We start from the raw sequence: 16,793 nt of genomic DNA, 5'->3' as shown, positions 1-16,793 counted from the left end.
TACAGGAGTTATTATGTCTTCCCACAATACCCCATACACGCTGAAAGATATTTCTCGCCCTGGCGGTGGATTTGCCATGCTGGCCGTTGATCAGCGTGAAGCAATGCGCCTGATGTTTGCAGCGTCTGGATATCCTAAACCGGTTGCCGACAGCGTATTGACTGATTTTAAAGTTGCAGCAACACAAATTCTGTCTCCCTACGCTTCAGCGGTTCTGGCAGATAAACAATTTTGTCTCGATCAGATTGTCTCTCAAGGTGCAGTCGCTGATTCATGTGGACTGATTGTGGCGGCTGACCATTTTGTTCCGGGTAATGGTATTCCAGTTGATAGTGTCGAAATTGATAGAGCGATTGATCCGCATAAAGCCCGCGAAATGGGTGCGAAAGCCATGAAGTTGTTGGTGCTGTGGCGTGAAGATGAACCTGCAGAAGAACGTTTGGCTATGGTGGCTGAGTTTGTTCAACGCTGCCGTAGCGCAGGGTTGGTCAGCATCATTGAGCCGGTTGTCCGACCTCCTCGTCGTGGTTGGGAATTTGACCGGGAAAGCGCCATCGTTGCCGCAGCGGCTGAACTCGGCTGCACCGATGCTGACCTCTATAAAGCTGAAATGCCATTAGGCGGCAAAGGTGATGAACAGACCCTACTTGCTGCGTGTCAAAAGTTGCATGAACAAATGAAAATGCCGTGGGTCATTCTCTCTTCTGGTGTTGATGCGGATATTTTTGGCCGCGCGGTACGTATCGCCATGAAGGGGGGAGCTTCCGGATTCCTGGCAGGGCGTGCCGTTTGGGCATCGGTTGTTGGTGCTCAAGATCCGCAAACAATGTTGCGTGATGTGTCGGTTCCACGCTTACAACGCCTGGCAGAAATCGTCGATGAAGGGATTTCTCAGCGTTAATCACCCATTTTAACGAATCTGGAGAAGAACCATGGATAAGATTACCCAAGTTCTATTTTCTGATATTGGGAAGGTGATCACCCAATATGTTGAGCTGCCGCACCAGGAACTTAAACCGCAAGAAGTCCGCATTGCTCCGGTGTTTTACGGAATATGTGGCTCTGATCTGCATGTACTGAAGGGAGGGCACCCATTTGCAAAACCTCCGGTTGTGCCTGGACATGAAATTGCGGCACGCGTAACTGAAGTGGGCAGTGAAGTGACGAATGTTAAGCTGGGCGATCATGTCGTAGTCGACCCAATAATGGCCTGCATGGAGTGTCGTGCTTGTAAAGCGGGTCGCTTTAATCTGTGTGAGCCGCCACAGGTTGCTGGCTTTCGGGCGCCGGGTTTTGCCCGCTCGCAGCACATTGTACCTGCACGAAACTGCCATGTTGCACCTGCTTCGTTACCACTAAAAGCACTGGCTTTCGCTGAGCCAGCAGCCTGCGCGCGTCATTGCGTGAGCCGTATGCCGAAAGCGTCATTGGAAAGTGTACTAGTGATTGGTGCAGGGACAATTGGCTTATCCATCGTTCAAGCATTGCGCATCATGGGCGCGGGAAAGATCACCGTCATCGAACCTGATGCCGCTAAGCGCGCGTTGTCGTTAAAGCTAGGTGCCACGGAAGTCTGGGCTCCGGGGGAATTGGATGCACAGGTCCGTTTTACGGGGGCAATTGATGTTGTTGCTGCCCAGACCACGCTGAATGATGCATTTACCCACGTTTATGCTGGCGGAACGGTAGTGTGCATGGGGGTACCGAGTGGCCCACGTGAAATTCCTCTTCCGATGATGCAGCGCTTCGAACGCGATTTGTTGAATTCCGGCATGTATATCCCGGAAGACTTCGATGCCGTGATTGAATGGCTTGCGGATGGGCGGTTTGACACCAGCGAACTGGTGACCGATCTCTTCCCTGTCGAAGATGCGGATAAGGCGTTTGAACGTGCGCAGCAAAATGACTCTATAAAAGTCATGCTGCAATTTGCTGAGGTTTGATGCTGTAACCCTCTGTCTGGCGCTGCTTAAGGGTAGCGCCATCCTACAACAATGAAAAAGGATGCTGCGATGAGTCACATCACCAGTCCTACACCTTACTCGATCGGTCGTCCCCAGGACGTAATTGATATTGTTAATAAACATTCAGCAGTAAACACCAGTGTCGGCGTCATTTTTATCGCTCTTGGCGGCATTCTAATTGATGCCTATCAGGCGGCGATGGTGGGGTTTGGTAATAAATATATTGCATTGCAATTTGGTATTTCGCCGGGGCTAGCGGCGACGGTTAACGCCTCTGTTTTAGTTGCCGCTCTGATTGGTGGATTGCTGGCGAACCGTGTGATTAACCGCTTTGGTCAAAAGCGTGCATTTATCATCGGAATGGGCCTGTGCACAATAGGTGCCGCAGCTGTCGCGATAGCCCCGAACATCTGGTGGGTGCTGGTGTGTCGCGTAATCATGGGATTTGGCTTGGGTATTGATTTCCCGCTGGCAACAAATGCGGTGGCAGAACTACGCGGCTCAACATCTAAGAAAACCGGTTCATCGGTTAATCTCTGGCAAATGGCCTGGTATGTATCAACTACGGTCGTCTATCTTGTGCTGCTTCCACTGCTGTTGTCGGGTATCGCAGAAGAGCAATTATGGCGCTATGGTATTTTCATTGGTGCTATTTTTGCCATCATTATCATGATCCTACGCTATTTCTTCATTGGCGAATCCGCAATGTGGGCCGCACGAGTCGGACGTTATGATAAAGCCTGCGATATTCTGGCTAAACGCTATGGTGTTCATGCTCGCGTTACTGCCAAGTCAAAAAGCGATGATATTTCTGCTGAAAAAACAGAAAGTAAGTTTCATGGCGGGTATGGGATTTTATTTAACTCACGTTATCGCAAACGTACCATTCTCGGCTGCGTTGTGGCGACGATGCAAGCCTGGCAATATAACGCCGTGGGCGTTTATTTACCGCTGACTTTGGCGGGAATACTGAGCGGTGGATTAACCGGGGCACTTAGCGGTTCTGCGGTAGTGAATGCCCTGTGTGGCATTACAGGTGGATTGATTGGTTCACTTATCCTCCAGCGTTTGGGAACTCGCCTTCAGTCGATGTATGGTTTCGCCGTCGTAACGGTTGCATTACTGGCTTTAGGTGCATTAGCAACCACCAACCCATGGCTTTCTTTAGGTTTGTTGGGCGCGATCATTTTCTTCCATTCAGCGGGCCCGGGCGGCCTGGGAATGACCATTGCCACACTTTCTTATCCGCCATCTATTCGCCCGACAGGCGTAGGATTTGCTCGTGCAATTATGCGTACTGGGGCGATTGCCGGACTTATTTTCTGGCCAATGTTGTGGGGTGCATTAAAGACAGAAGCGTTCTATTGGCTGGCAATTGTTCCTTTTCTCGGCTTCTTGACATGCGTGTTGATTAAGTGGGAACCACTTGGTGCAAACGTTGACGCTGAAGACGCTGAGGTACTGGCTGAGCTGGATAAATAACAAGCAAGCGCGTCGCAACATGTCGACGCGCTTTTTCGTATATCCGCCGCTTTTTTAGTGATTTTATTGCGCAGATTTCTCGCCGACCCGGAGAGGAAAAGTATGGCTGAAATAGAACATGTACCAGGGAAAGAGCTATCCGGCAAAGCCATGAGACGCGTTGTCATGGGCAGTTTCGCTGGCGCGTTGATGGAATGGTACGATTTTTTTATTTTCGGAACGGCAGCAGGGCTAGTCTTTGCTCCCCTGTTTTTCCCTGATAGCGATCCTTTTATTGGTTTAATCGCCGCATTCGCGACCTTTGGTGTGGGTTTTCTATCACGTCCGCTAGGGGGCATTGTTTTTGGCCATTTTGGCGATAAAGTCGGTCGCAAAATAACGTTGATTTGGACGTTAGCGATAGTTGGTTCCTCAACGTTTTTAATCGGCTTCATACCAACATACAAGGACATTGGTATCTGGGCCCCGATTATATTGATGGTTCTTCGTCTGGTGCAGGGGTTCGGTCTGGGTGGGGAATATGGCGGGGCTGCATTGATGACTATTGAATCTGCGCCTGAGGCGAAGCGCGGGTTTTTAGGTTCGCTCCCACAAACGGCAGCCTCGGTTGGGATTATGCTGGCGACAGGGGTGTTTGCATTATGCAATCACTTCCTGACCCAAGAAGAGTTTCTGGCCTGGGGATGGCGTATCCCTTTTTGGCTCTCTGCCATCATGTTAATTGTTGGGATGTTCATACGGTTACATACTGAAGAAACACTGGATTTTAAAAAACAAAAAACGGCTGTCTCACAGGAACAATCAGCACCACCGTTGATTGAACTTTTCCGTAAGCATCCGCGTAACATTCTGTTGGCGCTAGGGGCCAGGCTGGCAGAGAGCGTTTCGTCGAACATCATTAATGCCTTTGGTATTGTCTATATTTCCAGCCAGTTGGCATTATCAAGGGATATTCCACTCAACGGCATGCTAATCGCCTCAGCAATTGGCATTGTATGTTGTCCATTAATTGGTTGGATCTCTGACCGCGTTGGGCAACGGAAGATGTATTTATTTGGCGCTGGTTTTTGCATCCTTTTTGCATTCCCATTCTTCCTGCTGCTGGATACGAAAAGCACACTTATCATCTGGTGCTGCATGATTCTTGGCTATAACCTGGGGCCAACGATGATGTTTGCAGTACAGCCCACCTTATTTACTCGTATGTTCGGAACACGAGTGCGTTATACGGGTCTTTCATTTGCCTATCAGTTCTCCGCAATTCTGGGTGGGTTAAGCCCGCTAATTGCCTCCAGCTTGTTGGCGCTGGGAGGCGGGAAACCGTGGTATGTAGCACTGTTTCTGTTTGTTATCTCAATACTTTCATTCATTTGCGTCTGGCTTATTGAGCCACATTCAGACAATAAAAATGACGCTAATAACATTTAACTTCTTACCGAAATATCAGAGAGCAATAACATGAACAATGAGTTGAATACTGAGCATTATCAAGCATTACAGCGTGCTTTTGATGCCGCCTGGCCGGGACCGTTCGGTCAACCTATTTTGCTGGAAAAAGGACATTTACGTCTGCAAGTTTTTCCGCGTGATGGTGCCAGAATCACCTCGCTACAGGCATTTGGTTTTGAAGTGTTACGTCAATGGGAGCCACAGCGTAAAGCATTTCAGTATGGCTGCTTTCCTATGGTTCCTTGGGCAGGCCGCCTTGGCGATGCAACGTTGACAGTAGGGAAGAAACAGTACGCATTACCTGCTAACAAACCGCCTCATGCTCTACATGGTATGGCCTGTTATTCATCATGGGAAATTGTCGAACATAAAGCGGATACCTTGAAACTGCGCATGCCACTGGGCGCTCCATGGCCATGGCAAGGAGAGGTCCTGCAAACGCTGACCATTGAAGACGATGCGCTAATTCTACGCTTAGAAATTCATACTTTGTCTGAAACATTCCCTGCATCAGCTGGATGGCACCCTTGGTTTGCAAAACGACTCGACCAGCAGAATGAACAAGAACAATTACAGGTAATTTTTGATGCTGATTGGCAGGAAGAGGCTGGAAACAATGAGCTACCAACCGGTAAAAAAATCCCTCCACAATCAGGTCCGTGGGATGACTGCTTTGGTTTTAATAACGGTCTCAATGTCAGATTACAGTGGCCTGGTAAGCTGAGTATGACAATGACATCGAGTGCGCAAAGTCTGGTTGTCTTTGATAAACAGCCCGATGCAACTTGTGTTAATCCCCTTACTCAAGCACCGAATGAAATTAATCGTGCACCGCAGTTTGTCTGTCCGGGTGCACCTTTGGTCATTGAGACGATCTGGCGATTTAAAAGAGATAACTGACGTTTTGATAGATATCAATAACAGAAAAGCCGCTGAAATCAGCGGCTTTTCTGTTATTGACTTAATTTATTATTGGGGTTTTGCTGCTTCGTCCATTGCGCGGATTGCCGCAACTTTTTTACCGAAAATAAGCTGTAGAATAATTAGTAATGAAAATACGGGTAACAACGCGCTCAATGCGGATATTCCCGTAGCGCCTTTAATCAACATAGCACCGGAAGCGATTAACAGCAGAAACACCATGATGCGGAATATTTTTACTGAAATACGCTTGTGCACATACTGCCCCACAATGGAACCAAGAATCATCGTGGGTATACAAAATAACACCAGCTTAAAGGTTGAAATAGTCAGAATTCCGCTGGTGGCCAACCCGCCAATAATGGCAATGTTATTGGCAGTAAAAAAAGCGTTGAGTGTACCACGAAATGCCGCCGGTCCCAGATTACGCAGCATTCCATACATGACCACCGGCGGTCCGTTTGTTGAGAATGCGGCACCTAACGCACCAGCAATTGCCCCCATCGGCGCGGCGATCCAACGTTTGTCATAAATTGGCAGACGCGGGATAAACAGACTATAGAACGAGTAAATAATAATAAAACCGCCCAGGCCGATCTTCATAATATGGTCGGGTAAATATGAGAGAGCATATAGCCCAACCGGAATACCAGCAAACGAAAAAAGAATGAGAACGGCGGCAGATTTCCAGTCTGTCTCTTTTCGGGATAACCATGTTGCATAAAGCGCGGTTGCCGTACCAACCATCACGGACATTGGCGCTGCCATTTTTAATGGTAGTACCATGGTAATTAACGGCATTGAGGTTAAACCGCCGCCAAAACCTGCACATATTCCCACAAAGGTATATAAAAACATTACCGCGATGACGATCAGCATGGCGCTGGTATCGAGCGCGGCGCCATCTGGAGTAAATAATGTGAAGAAATCCATAACGATTCTCTTAGTTAAGTGATAATCCCGCATCAACAATAAAATCCTGACCGGTACAACCGCATGATTCCTCTGACGCAAGGAACAGCGCTAACCGTGCGCAGTGACTTCCATCCAGACGGAACTTTAGTGCCTGCAATTCAACGAATTGATTCACGGCAGAAGGATCCAACTTAGCCCACATGGCGTCCTGTTTTGCAGTTCGAATCGCGCCCGGAACAAGGCTATTAACCCGGATGCCGCGAGGACCTAACTCCTGAGCTAGCGTACGAGTAAATCCATGAATGGCTGCTTTCGACAGGGAATAACAGACGCGGCCCGGACGTCCTCGCATCCAGTTGATCGAACCCATATTAATAATGCAGCCTGTTCCTTTTTGGGTCATTGCCGGAATCACCGACTGAATTGCAAAGAGATGGTGACGTAAATTCACGTTAATGCGGTTGTTAAAATACTCTTCAGTTAAATCATCAATCGTATGGTGATCGTCACTGCCGGCATTATTGATGAGAATTTCGACGTTACCCAATTCTTCAGCGATGGTGGTGAAACAGTTTTGTAATTGAGGAATATTGGTGACATCACAGAATAAAAATAAGCACCCAAGTTCAATGGCAAGTTTTTCACCGGCCTGTTTGTCATAATCAAGAAAGGCAACTTTAGCGCCTTGCTCTACAAAAGCACGAACATAAGCTTCGCCAATGCCACTGGCGCCACCGGTAATAGCAACAACTTTATTTTTAAGGGAATAGTAGTTTACATTGAGATTATTTTTCATTTTTATTTTCCTGATTAGTTTTTAGCATTGTTACGCACGACTTTATATGTCGCACAAAAATCTTCATTGCCGATTCCGGTTTCTAATCCACGATCGTAAATATTTTTCACGACGTTAACACCCGGAAGGTGTAAACCAGACTCAATAAGCATCGTTTTCATAATGTTGACGTCTTTAGACATATTTTTTAGAGAGAAAGCGGTGCTGTAATCTTCAGAAATCAAACTGTTAATTTTGCTGTCGAGATAGAAATTAGTGGCGCCACCATAGGATATTGCTTGATGGAAATTCGCTTTGTTAATACCGTAATGATCTGCTGCGGTGAGCATCTCATTGACACTATTTTGAATGCCTGCGACCAGAACATTATGGAGCATTTTCATCACCAGACCGCGTCCGTTATCACCCATATAGATTTGATTGCAGCCCATCATGGCGAGGATAGGCTTCACTTTTTCCCATGCGGCTTTATCTCCGCCAATATAAATTCCCAGCTCCGCCTTAACGGCAGCGGGGACAGATTTCACAACGGGAGCATCCAGCATTACCGCGCCAGTCTTATTCACCTGTTGCGAAATATCGACAGAAACGGAGGGGTCAATTGTCGACATATCTATCGTGATTTGTCCTGCATGCAGATAAGGCATCATTTGCTGATAGACTTCGCGCACATGTTCAGAGCGTGGAACCATACTGATGACCACGTCAGCATTACGCGCAATATCTTCTATTGATGCTGCGGCTTTGGCTCCGGCAACAACTAACCGATTAATCGCATCCTGGTTAATGTCATAAACTAAAACCGTACCATCGAATTTCGCGACAATATTTTTAGACATAGCTTCGCCCATTAGGCCAAGCCCGATAAAGCCGATCGTTTTCATTGTGTAATTTCCTTAAATTTGGGTTTATGCATGCCAGCGACGGCAACGTTCAGGGTAAAAATTGCGCCAGAGAGGGGGTACGCTGCGCACTCTTGCGTGGTCATGTTTTCCCGGGTGGTGGTGATAAACAGCGTTTTCATTTCCGGACCACCGAAGCAGACCATAGTCGGGCAACGAACGGGCAGAGCGTATTCTTCCAGTATTTCCCCCTGAGGAGAGAAACGGGCAATGCACCATCCGTCGAAAAGCGCGCTCCAGTAACATCCTTCGCTATCCATCGCAGCACCATCAGGACGACCATTTCCGCATGGAAAGGTTTTCCAGACCTGACGTAGCCCTGGCTCTCCCTGCGCGTTCAGCGGTGTTCGGTAAATCACATGGTTTGGTGTATCGCTGGTATACATCCAGCGAGAGTCTGGTGAGAATGCCAGGCCGTTGGCGCCCAGAATGTCGCACTGCATCACTTGCATATGCAGGTCGTTATCTATGCGACACAGCAGCGCGCCGTTGTAATCGCGGGGGCCCCAATAGGTCCCTGCCCAGAAGCGCCCTACCGGATCCACACCGCCGTCATTGAAGCGTGCCAACGCTGGATTATTGGGGTTATCGCCGATTTTCGTTTCCAGTTGACCTTGCGCGTCGGTAAGCCAGATACCGCTCCGGAGCGCCACAATAAATCCGCCGTTCTCACGTAACGCAAAGCATCCCGGCTCTTCTTTAAAGGAGAACACTTTGTGTTCTCCTGAATGAAGCTGGAAGCGGTGGATCTCACATTCCAGAATGTCAGTCCAGTACAGTGCCTGTTCGTCATGATCCCAGGTTGGGCACTCTGGTAAATGGCCCACATAATCGAAAAGCAATTCAGGTTTATTCATCGCTGACCATCCGTAATTCCATCCAGTGAGTTAATGACGCTCCTGGATTAAGGGTTTTCATCGCGTGTTCGCTGTCGTTAGCAGGAAGTAAGTTGATAGCGTTATTGATGTGCGTGACAGGTTCAATTGCCACGACATTGCGTTCACGTGGGGGAATAAAAAGAATGGCATTGGTTGCCGCAGAATCTATTTCCACGCGAATGTGTTTTTGCGGCCATCTGATCTCTGCCGGGGATTGCCAGCCGGTAAAACAGTTATCAACCGATCCCGGTATTGGGGGCCTGAAAGTGTGATAACACCATGGTTCGGGGACGTCAGTTTCTTTGCTAGGCAGGCTATTCTCATCGTTTAGCCATACGCGTGAGGAGACTAAACGTATTTCGCTGTGTTCGGCATCGGCAAAGAAGGGGTGAAACCCGAGGCCGACCGGAACGTTTTCCTCGGCGTTATTGAATAGAGTTAATTCAATACGCAACCGGTCAGGGAACAGCCTGAACCGTTGCTCAGCGCGATAAGGCCACGGCCAGCTTTCGCTGGCAGGGCTGTGCAGTTCTAGTACTATTTCCTGTTCCGTGGCGTGCAATACCTGCCATGCGGTTTGCCAACCATTGCCATGCAGGGAGTGAGGATGGTCGCCAAAATTGCGTTTTACCCGATGCTTCACCTTATTAAAGGTGAAGCATCCGTTCGCAATACGGTTTGACCATGGGATGAGCGGATAGCTGCCACAGAGATTGGCTCGCTGTTCTCCTGCCGGGTCCAGAGGGCGCAGAATGTCATGTCCTCTCCAGCGTAGCCAGGCGAGTGCGCCACCCAGTTCGGGTGCGACGGCAATGCGGGTTTCACCCAAGGCGCATTCGAGCAGGCGGGTCATCTCAATACACCTCGCCGCCGCGAATCTGTAGTTCTTCACCACGAATAGCGGCCAGTTGTTCTTTGGCCCGCGCCAACATAAAACTCATGTCGGAGGCCAGAGCAACAAAGGTAAAGCCCATTTGCTGATATTTATTTACCAGTTCCGGATTACCGCCTACGATGCCGCAAGGGAAGCCAAGTCGCTGACAAGCTTCCAGCCCACGCTTGATCATCGCCTGAACCTCTGGGTGCGATGGATTTCCTGGATAACCCATCGCAGAGGACATGTCGCCGGGACCGATAAAGAAACCGGTAATGCCGTCTACTTTTGCGATTTCATCGATGTTGGCGATAGCTTCTGGCGTTTCGAGTTGAAGGATCAGGCACAGCTCATTTCGTGAATCCTCCACAAACTGTGCGTTACCACCCCAACCCGAGGCGCGATGCATTGCGGCAAAACCGCGTTTCCCATAGGGCGGATAATAAGCCGACTCTACTGCTCTACGCGCTTCTTGAGGAGTATTGATAAAGGGGATCATCAGCGACATGGCACCGCCATCAAGCGCGCGTTTAATTAATACAACATCGTTGCCCGCCAGGCGGTAGAGTGGTGTGGTATTGGCATTTACGCTGCGAATAGCGCGATCGATGCGGATAGCATCAAGCGTGTCGACCGCCACATGTTCCTGATCAAGAACCAGGAAATCAAAACCTACGGTAGCCATGGCTTCGGCAACAGTATCGCTGCCGGTCATCATCCAGGTGCCTAACTTACGCTGGCCGGAAAGAATAGCCTGTTTGAAATTGTTCATTGTTTTTCCTTAAAAAATAGGAGGTTCCGGGACATCACTGCCGCTTTGCAGGAAATCGAAATCACACCCTTCATCAGCCTGAGTGACGTGCTGCTGGTAAAGTGCGGACCAGGAACGGGAAAATGTTTGATGAGTGGGTTTTAACGCTGCGCGACGTTGCGCCAGTTCGGTATCGTCAACCAGCATGTTTAACGAGCCCGCTTCTATATTCAGTTCGATCAAATCACCGGTCTGAACTAGAGCCAATGGACCGCCGACAGCGGCTTCCGGAGCAACATGGAGAATGCAGGTGCCGTAATGTGTGCCGGACATGCGGGCATCGGAAATACGTACCATGTCGGTAACGCCCTGCTGCAATAGCTTTTTCGGAATCGGCAGATTTCCCCACTCTGGCATACCGGGTCCGCCGACAGGCCCGGCATTGCGCAGAATAATGACGGTATCTTTGGTGACGTTGAGTTCCGGGGAGTCAATCTGCTCCGAGAGTTGCTGGTGGGTATCGAAAACCAGAGCCGGGCCAACATGATGGCGCAGGTAGGAACTGGCAGCAGAGGATTTCATTACCGCTCCATTGGGGCATAGATTTCCATGCAACACCGTTAGAGCACAACCTTGTGAAAGAGGAATCACCGGATTGCTTAAATCGCGGATAGTGTCGTCATCGTAACAGTCGGCATTTTCGATCCAGGCGCTGACCTGCGTATTGGTTACACCTTTTGCATCCAAATGCAGGAATGGGCTGATTTTCTTCAACTGGGCCATCAAGCCGCCCGCGAAGAAGAAATCATCCATCAGCCCTTTGCCTGAAGGAAATAAGTTTGCCAGGACGGGGATTTTACGGGCGATCTCCTCCATGTCGGCAAGACTTAACGTAATCGATGCCCGGTTAGCCATTGCGATCAGGTGGATTGCGGCATTGGTGGAACCGCCCAACGCCATGTAAGCGGCAATACCATTAAGGAAATTCTTTTTCGTTAGCCAGCGGGAAGGTTTGTGGTCATACCAGACCATATCCACAATGGTTTTTCCGCACTGGGCGGCCATCTGTGGATGGCGACAATCCGCGGCCGGGATAGAGCTTGCGCCGGGAAGGGTAAAGCCCATGGCATCGGCAATTGAGGTCATGGTAGAGGCCGTGCCCATCGTGTTACAGGTACCGATGGACCGCGTCATCGCCCCTTCCAGCTCAATCCAGTCATGCTGGGTGATCGCGCCAAGACGAAGCTGATCCCAAAACTTTTTCGTGTGCGTACCCGCTCCGGTAACCTGACCGTGCCATTTGCCCGTGGTCATTGGGCCTGCCGGGCAAAAAATGGTTGGGATATCCATAGATAACGCACCCATTAGCAGAGCCGGTGTGGATTTATCACATCCACCCAGTAGCACCACGCCGTCAATCGGGTGCTGACGTAACAACTCTTCTGCTTCCATGGCCAGAAAGTTGCGATACAACATGGTGGTGGGTTTCACCATCACTTCGCCCATTGAAAGTGCCGGGAGTTCTACTGGAAAGCCGCCCGCCGCCCAGACGCCACGTTTTACCGCCTCCGCGCGTTCGCGCAGATGGGAGTGACAGGCGCTCATATCACTCCAGGTGTTAATGATGCCGATAACCGGCTTACCCAAAAACTCTTCCCGGGCAAAGCCCATTTGCTGGGTACGTTGTCGGTGCGCGAAAGCTCTAATTGTCTTTGGGGCATACCATCTCTGGCTACGCAACTCAGAAACATCCCGTCGTACTAAACAATCCTGGTTGAACATCGTCATACTGTCCTGTGTGTGGTTTCTTTCTACGGTATTATCGTAGCGCTACGATAATCAAGATGCATTTTGCATAAAATGTGATCTTCAGCCCATTTCATCCGCGCGTAAGCTTTTTTTTGTTTTGTGCCTTCCAGTTTCGCTGTAAAGACGTTTTATCTGCATGTCGCGCCGTTTGATAGTAGTGTTAATCACTTCGTCGACGAGGTTATGCTATGGAAATGCTATTTTCTGTCGCGACTTTTTTTCTCTTTTTAATTTTCGTAGCGCTATATTCATATCGAAAAACAAAAGGGGTTTCAGAGTCAGGCGTGGAAGGATTCTTTCTTGCGGGAAGAGGGCTAAGCGGTTATTTCATCGCTGGCTCACTGCTATTGTCTAATCTCTCAGCTGAACAATTAGTCGGCTTAAATGGCAACGCATATCGTTTTGATATCAGTGGTATGGCCTGGGAAAGCACCGCCGCAGTTGCCACTATCATGATGGCTGTTTTTTTCTTGCCGCGTTTTTTACGCCGCGGCATTACCACAATGCCGCAGTTTCTGGAGGAGCGTTTCGATAGCGCCACAAGGCGAACGGTCAGCGTGATGTTACTCGTGGGATATGCGGTGATGGCCAATCCGTGCAGTCTTTACCTTGGCGCGATCACGATGAACGAGATGTTTGATGTACAAAAAATTTTCCACTTGCCTGACTGGAGCGCTATCGGATTACTGGCCCTTGTGATGGGAGCCGTTGGTGGACTCTATGCGACGTTGGGAGGCCTGAAAGCTGTCGCCATTTCAGACACTATCAGCGGTCTGATTTTACTCGTCGCGGCAATGCTCATTCCCGTTCTAGGACTCATTGCCCTTGGCGAAGGCTCTTTTCTTGCGGGTGGGAAAGCGTTGTTAAGCCATCCGGAACAGCTCAATGCTATCGGCAGCGCCAGTTCATCAGTGCCTTTTAGCACCGTTTTCACCGGTATGCTGTGTGCCAATATGTTTTACTGGTGTACTAACCAGATGATCATTCAGCGGGCGTTAGGGGCGAAGTCGCTTGCTGAAAGCCAAAAAGGCGTGCTGCTTGCAGGTAGCATCAAGCTACTGGTGCCACTGGCGATGGTGTTGCCAGGGCTGATTGCTTTTATACCGAATCAACTTGAAGATGCAGGCTTGAGAACCTGAAAATTATCATTAATTCGAGATGCCAAAGAGCCTGCGATCTCTGGAAGAGTCACAGTAAAAAATTGGTCTATTGCCGCCTTGAAGTCCCGTTTACTTTTGAAGTAAACGTTGTTCCTCGACTTCTCATTCATTACTTTCCAAAGCCGCTCTATTGGATTGAGGTTTGGGCTGTAAGGTGGAAGATAATGCAGCTCGATATTAAGGACAAATGCCGCATCTCTGACTAAGTCACTACGGTGATATCCCGCACCATCTAAAATGATATGAAGCTTATGAGCTAACGGATAACTCTCTCTTAACTTACAGAAAAAGCGAACTATCGTTTCACTGTTAATGCTCTCATAATCATCAATAATAGTAGCTCCGATATCTGACAGGTTCAGTGCGCCAAGAATGTTCAATCGACTGCGATTTCCCGTTGTTTCAATCACTTTATCTTGACCAGTTCGTATCCAGCCATGAGATATTTTTGTTGATAGGGTTGGGTGAACAGCATCGATAAAGACTATCGATTCATCCTCGTCACAACTTGCCTTTAGCGCTTCGTAAGCATCTATGAAAGCTTGTTGTTTTGCTTCATCAAACTTATGTGGAACGCCTTTCGGTTGCTTGTAGCTAAAACCGTTATGGTGAAGCCATTTGTTCATACCAGAGACAGTGTAATCAAGTCCAAAAGTCTCTTTAACGTAGGCGACAATTTGATGAGTATGAGGATAGGTTCTCTCAGTCAAATGCTCGATTAGGTGCATGGTTTGAGTTGCAGAAAGCTTGCTTTGACTTCCGCCATTTTCAGGCTTAAGTTTTTCAGAAAGAACGTAGTCGCTAAGGTGACGTGCAACGGTGGATTCATGAATCCGAAGAGCTTGTGAAATCATGGTCTGACTCCAGCCTTCAGAAGCCAGCAAAACAGCCTTAATACGGTCGCAAACTCGACTATCACGTTCAATATCGTGCATTTGTTCGAGTTGCAGTTTCTGTTGAGGAGTCAGTGTAATTTTCATGGTTCGTAGCATGATCCTGATTCTAAAAAAAATCAAGCATCTTCAATGATCACGGGTATAATCTTTTTGGCCCTGTATTTACCCATGTTGATTATGCTTATCCAGCACTGGTTAAGGCGGTCATACCCTGGTGGTTGATTGGTATGTTCGCCGCAGCGATTTTTGGGACGGTGATTAGCCATTTCAACTCGGTGGTGAATTCAAGCGCCACGCTATTTGTGATCGATCTTTATGCTCCGCTGACTGGATGTCAGGATGAGAAAAAACTGGTATATGTCGGCAAGATTACCTCTGTTGTTGTCTCGCTTATTTCGATAGTGATAGCTCCTCTGCTGCTGTGGAGCCCTAACGGTATTTTTGATCTGATGCGCCGCTTTACCGGGTTCTATAGCATTCCTATTATCACGATTGTACTGGTCGGTTTTTTAACCCGAAGAGTGCCAGCACTGGCAGCAAAATGGGTACTTGGTTTTCATGTCATCGCTTACGGGTTATACACGTTTGCCGGTGGGGAAAAATGGATTTCACTACATTTTATTCACGTTATGGGCATATTGTTTCTGATTGAAACAGCAATGATGTTATCTATTGGGAAAGTGGCCCCCGGAAAGTGTTATGTACCGGACGCACAACCTGCAAGTATCCCTATGGAAAAATGGCGATATGCTCATTGTGTAAGTGTTATTATGATGGTGGCTTTAATCAGTATTTTCATCGCATTGTCGCCGCTTGGTCTGGCAAACCCTGAGGGGCTCCCTGCTTCATTTTACCCTCTGCTGGGATTGGTTTGGGCGGTCGCGCTGATACTGATTGTGGGATTGGCTCGTCATCGTCGTCGTCAAGAGAGGGTGTTGCTTAATGAGAATTCGGGAGAGGAATGCGTCAGAGATCGCGTCAAATCGTAAAACTTGATGATGTTGCGCACCAGGCCGGCGTGTCGCCGTCAACGGTTTCCCTGTATATTCGCCAGCCCGACCGTGTCTCGGAGAAGACCGGGAAAAAAATCCAGGCGGCTATCGATAATCTTGGCTATGTGCACAACAAGATCGCCAGCCAGTTTACCGGGGGGCGTAGTTGCAATATGGCGGTTGTGTTGCCCTCTCTGGCGAACGTGACGTTTAGTTATGTTATCCAGAAGATAGAGTCGACGGTTAGCGAACAGGGATTTCAGTTATCTATTGCTTCTCACGACCACAGTCTGGATAAGGAAGAAGAGCAGATCCGGGCAATCTTGCAATGGTCGCCAGCGGTCATTGCTATTGCAGGTGCCGACCACAAAGCTTCAACTCTTAAAATGTTGAAAAACAGCGGTGTACCTGTGGTGCAAATGTGGCAGGTTGATGGCAGCGCATTTTCCGCTCAGGTTGGTAATAACCAGGAGCAGATAGGTTATTCTGCTGCACGCTATTTGCTCGATACCGGCTGTTCCCTACTGGCCTATTTCACGACGCGTTTTGATGACGACATTCGTGCGCGTACACGTTACAACGGATTTTGTCGTGCGCTTGAGGAAAAGGGCGAGAAGCCCCTGCTGGTTGATATCCCGCAAACCCCGAATATCTGGCAGGCCAGCCGTGAAATTCTGATGCAAACGTTAGTCAAGGAGCGGGGAGTTGATGGAATTTTTTGTACCAGCGATGCAATAGCAACGGCTCTTCTGATGGAGACTCAAGCCCGGGGTATCAAGGTGCCTGAACAGTTGAGCATTCTTGGGTTCGGTGATTTTCCCTCCAGCGCCTGGCTTGCTCCTGTAACGTTATCCAGCATTAAGTGGAATGCTGATGAGATAGCGGACAGGACGGCAGAGATGATGCTAAGAATGGCGCAGGATAAAACCTGGCAGGGCGAAATTGTTGATGTCGGCTTTGAAATCATGCCGCGTGGAAGTACACGCTTACCGTTTTAGTTAACA

16 protein-coding genes are annotated in these 16,793 nt (G+C 48.8%); 8 read left to right on the top strand and 8 right to left on the bottom strand.

The window, feature by feature from the left end; all coding sequences use genetic code 11:
• The first annotated feature begins 13 nt into the window (after positions 1–13).
• The 5 genes from HV237_RS23415 to HV237_RS23395 all read left to right on the top strand — a co-directional run bounded on the left by HV237_RS23415 (position 14) and on the right by HV237_RS23395 (position 5,795).
• On the top strand, positions 14–901 hold the full coding sequence (locus tag HV237_RS23415) for an aldolase (RefSeq protein ID WP_016157868.1): 888 nt from the start codon (positions 14–16) through the stop codon (positions 899–901).
• 31 nt (positions 902–932) lie between these two features.
• Complete coding sequence (locus tag HV237_RS23410) at positions 933–1,943, top strand: L-threonine dehydrogenase (RefSeq protein ID WP_047357793.1); 1,011 nt, start codon at positions 933–935, stop codon at positions 1,941–1,943.
• A 69-nt stretch (positions 1,944–2,012) separates the two neighbouring features.
• Entirely contained in the window at positions 2,013–3,446 is a 1,434-nt protein-coding gene (locus HV237_RS23405; protein ID WP_047357792.1) for an MFS transporter, read from the top strand.
• 102 nt (positions 3,447–3,548) lie between these two features.
• On the top strand, positions 3,549–4,874 hold the full coding sequence (locus HV237_RS23400; RefSeq protein WP_016157871.1) for an MFS transporter: 1,326 nt from the start codon (positions 3,549–3,551) through the stop codon (positions 4,872–4,874).
• Between the two features lie 30 nt (positions 4,875–4,904).
• The gene (locus HV237_RS23395; protein ID WP_047357791.1) at positions 4,905–5,795 is read left to right on the top strand and encodes an aldose epimerase; all 891 of its coding nucleotides are present in this window, start codon (positions 4,905–4,907) and stop codon (positions 5,793–5,795) included.
• Positions 5,796–5,864: 69 nt separating this feature from the next.
• Here the strand turns inward: HV237_RS23395 and HV237_RS23390 are convergent, their stop codons facing one another.
• From HV237_RS23390 to HV237_RS23360, 7 genes are read right to left on the bottom strand one after another with little or no spacing between them, the layout of a single operon-like run.
• Positions 5,865–6,749: a sulfite exporter TauE/SafE family protein gene (locus HV237_RS23390; RefSeq protein ID WP_047357790.1), complete on the bottom strand. Its 885-nt coding sequence runs from the start codon at positions 6,747–6,749 to the stop codon at positions 5,865–5,867.
• A gap of 10 nt (positions 6,750–6,759) precedes the next feature.
• On the bottom strand, positions 6,760–7,527 hold the full coding sequence (locus HV237_RS23385; RefSeq protein WP_047357789.1) for an SDR family oxidoreductase: 768 nt from the start codon (positions 7,525–7,527) through the stop codon (positions 6,760–6,762).
• A 14-nt stretch (positions 7,528–7,541) separates the two neighbouring features.
• On the bottom strand, positions 7,542–8,411 hold the full coding sequence (locus HV237_RS23380) for an NAD(P)-dependent oxidoreductase (protein ID WP_047357788.1): 870 nt from the start codon (positions 8,409–8,411) through the stop codon (positions 7,542–7,544).
• Entirely contained in the window at positions 8,408–9,286 is an 879-nt protein-coding gene (locus HV237_RS23375; RefSeq protein ID WP_181541645.1) for an SMP-30/gluconolactonase/LRE family protein, read from the bottom strand. The genes HV237_RS23380 and HV237_RS23375 overlap by 4 nt, the downstream gene beginning before the upstream one ends.
• Complete coding sequence (locus HV237_RS23370; RefSeq protein ID WP_047357786.1) at positions 9,279–10,160, bottom strand: aldose 1-epimerase; 882 nt, start codon at positions 10,158–10,160, stop codon at positions 9,279–9,281. The genes HV237_RS23375 and HV237_RS23370 overlap by 8 nt, the downstream gene beginning before the upstream one ends.
• Position 10,161: 1 nt before the next feature.
• Complete coding sequence (locus HV237_RS23365; protein WP_047357785.1) at positions 10,162–10,953, bottom strand: aldolase/citrate lyase family protein; 792 nt, start codon at positions 10,951–10,953, stop codon at positions 10,162–10,164.
• 9 nt (positions 10,954–10,962) lie between these two features.
• Positions 10,963–12,720 carry an IlvD/Edd family dehydratase gene (locus HV237_RS23360; RefSeq protein ID WP_240489672.1) on the bottom strand — a complete coding sequence of 586 codons (1,758 nt, stop codon included), beginning with the start codon at positions 12,718–12,720 and terminating at the stop codon, positions 10,963–10,965.
• Positions 12,721–12,929: 209 nt separating this feature from the next.
• On the opposite strand from HV237_RS23360, the gene HV237_RS23355 reads away from it, so the two are divergent.
• A complete protein-coding gene (locus HV237_RS23355; RefSeq protein WP_181541643.1) occupies positions 12,930–13,880 on the top strand; it encodes a solute:sodium symporter family transporter in 951 nt (316 codons plus the stop codon).
• Here the strand turns inward: HV237_RS23355 and HV237_RS23350 are convergent.
• Positions 13,850–14,881 (bottom strand): IS630 family transposase, encoded by a 1,032-nt coding sequence (locus HV237_RS23350; protein WP_102595949.1) that lies wholly within the window; start codon positions 14,879–14,881, stop codon positions 13,850–13,852. The genes HV237_RS23355 and HV237_RS23350 overlap by 31 nt on opposite strands.
• Before the next feature lie 38 nt (positions 14,882–14,919).
• Between HV237_RS23350 and HV237_RS23345 the strand changes: the two genes are divergently transcribed.
• A complete protein-coding gene (locus HV237_RS23345; RefSeq protein WP_181541853.1) occupies positions 14,920–15,786 on the top strand; it encodes a hypothetical protein in 867 nt (288 codons plus the stop codon).
• The gene (locus HV237_RS23340) at positions 15,759–16,787 is read left to right on the top strand and encodes a LacI family DNA-binding transcriptional regulator (protein ID WP_047357782.1); all 1,029 of its coding nucleotides are present in this window, start codon (positions 15,759–15,761) and stop codon (positions 16,785–16,787) included. The genes HV237_RS23345 and HV237_RS23340 overlap by 28 nt, the downstream gene beginning before the upstream one ends.
• Positions 16,788–16,793 lie beyond the last annotated feature (6 nt).

The sequence above is a fragment of the Citrobacter sp. RHBSTW-00570 genome (assembly GCF_013739755.1).
GTDB classification, from domain to species: domain Bacteria; phylum Pseudomonadota; class Gammaproteobacteria; order Enterobacterales; family Enterobacteriaceae; genus Citrobacter; species Citrobacter braakii.
Note: the sequence above shows the minus strand (reverse complement) of the source record. Positions and strands in the feature narration are given on the sequence as shown.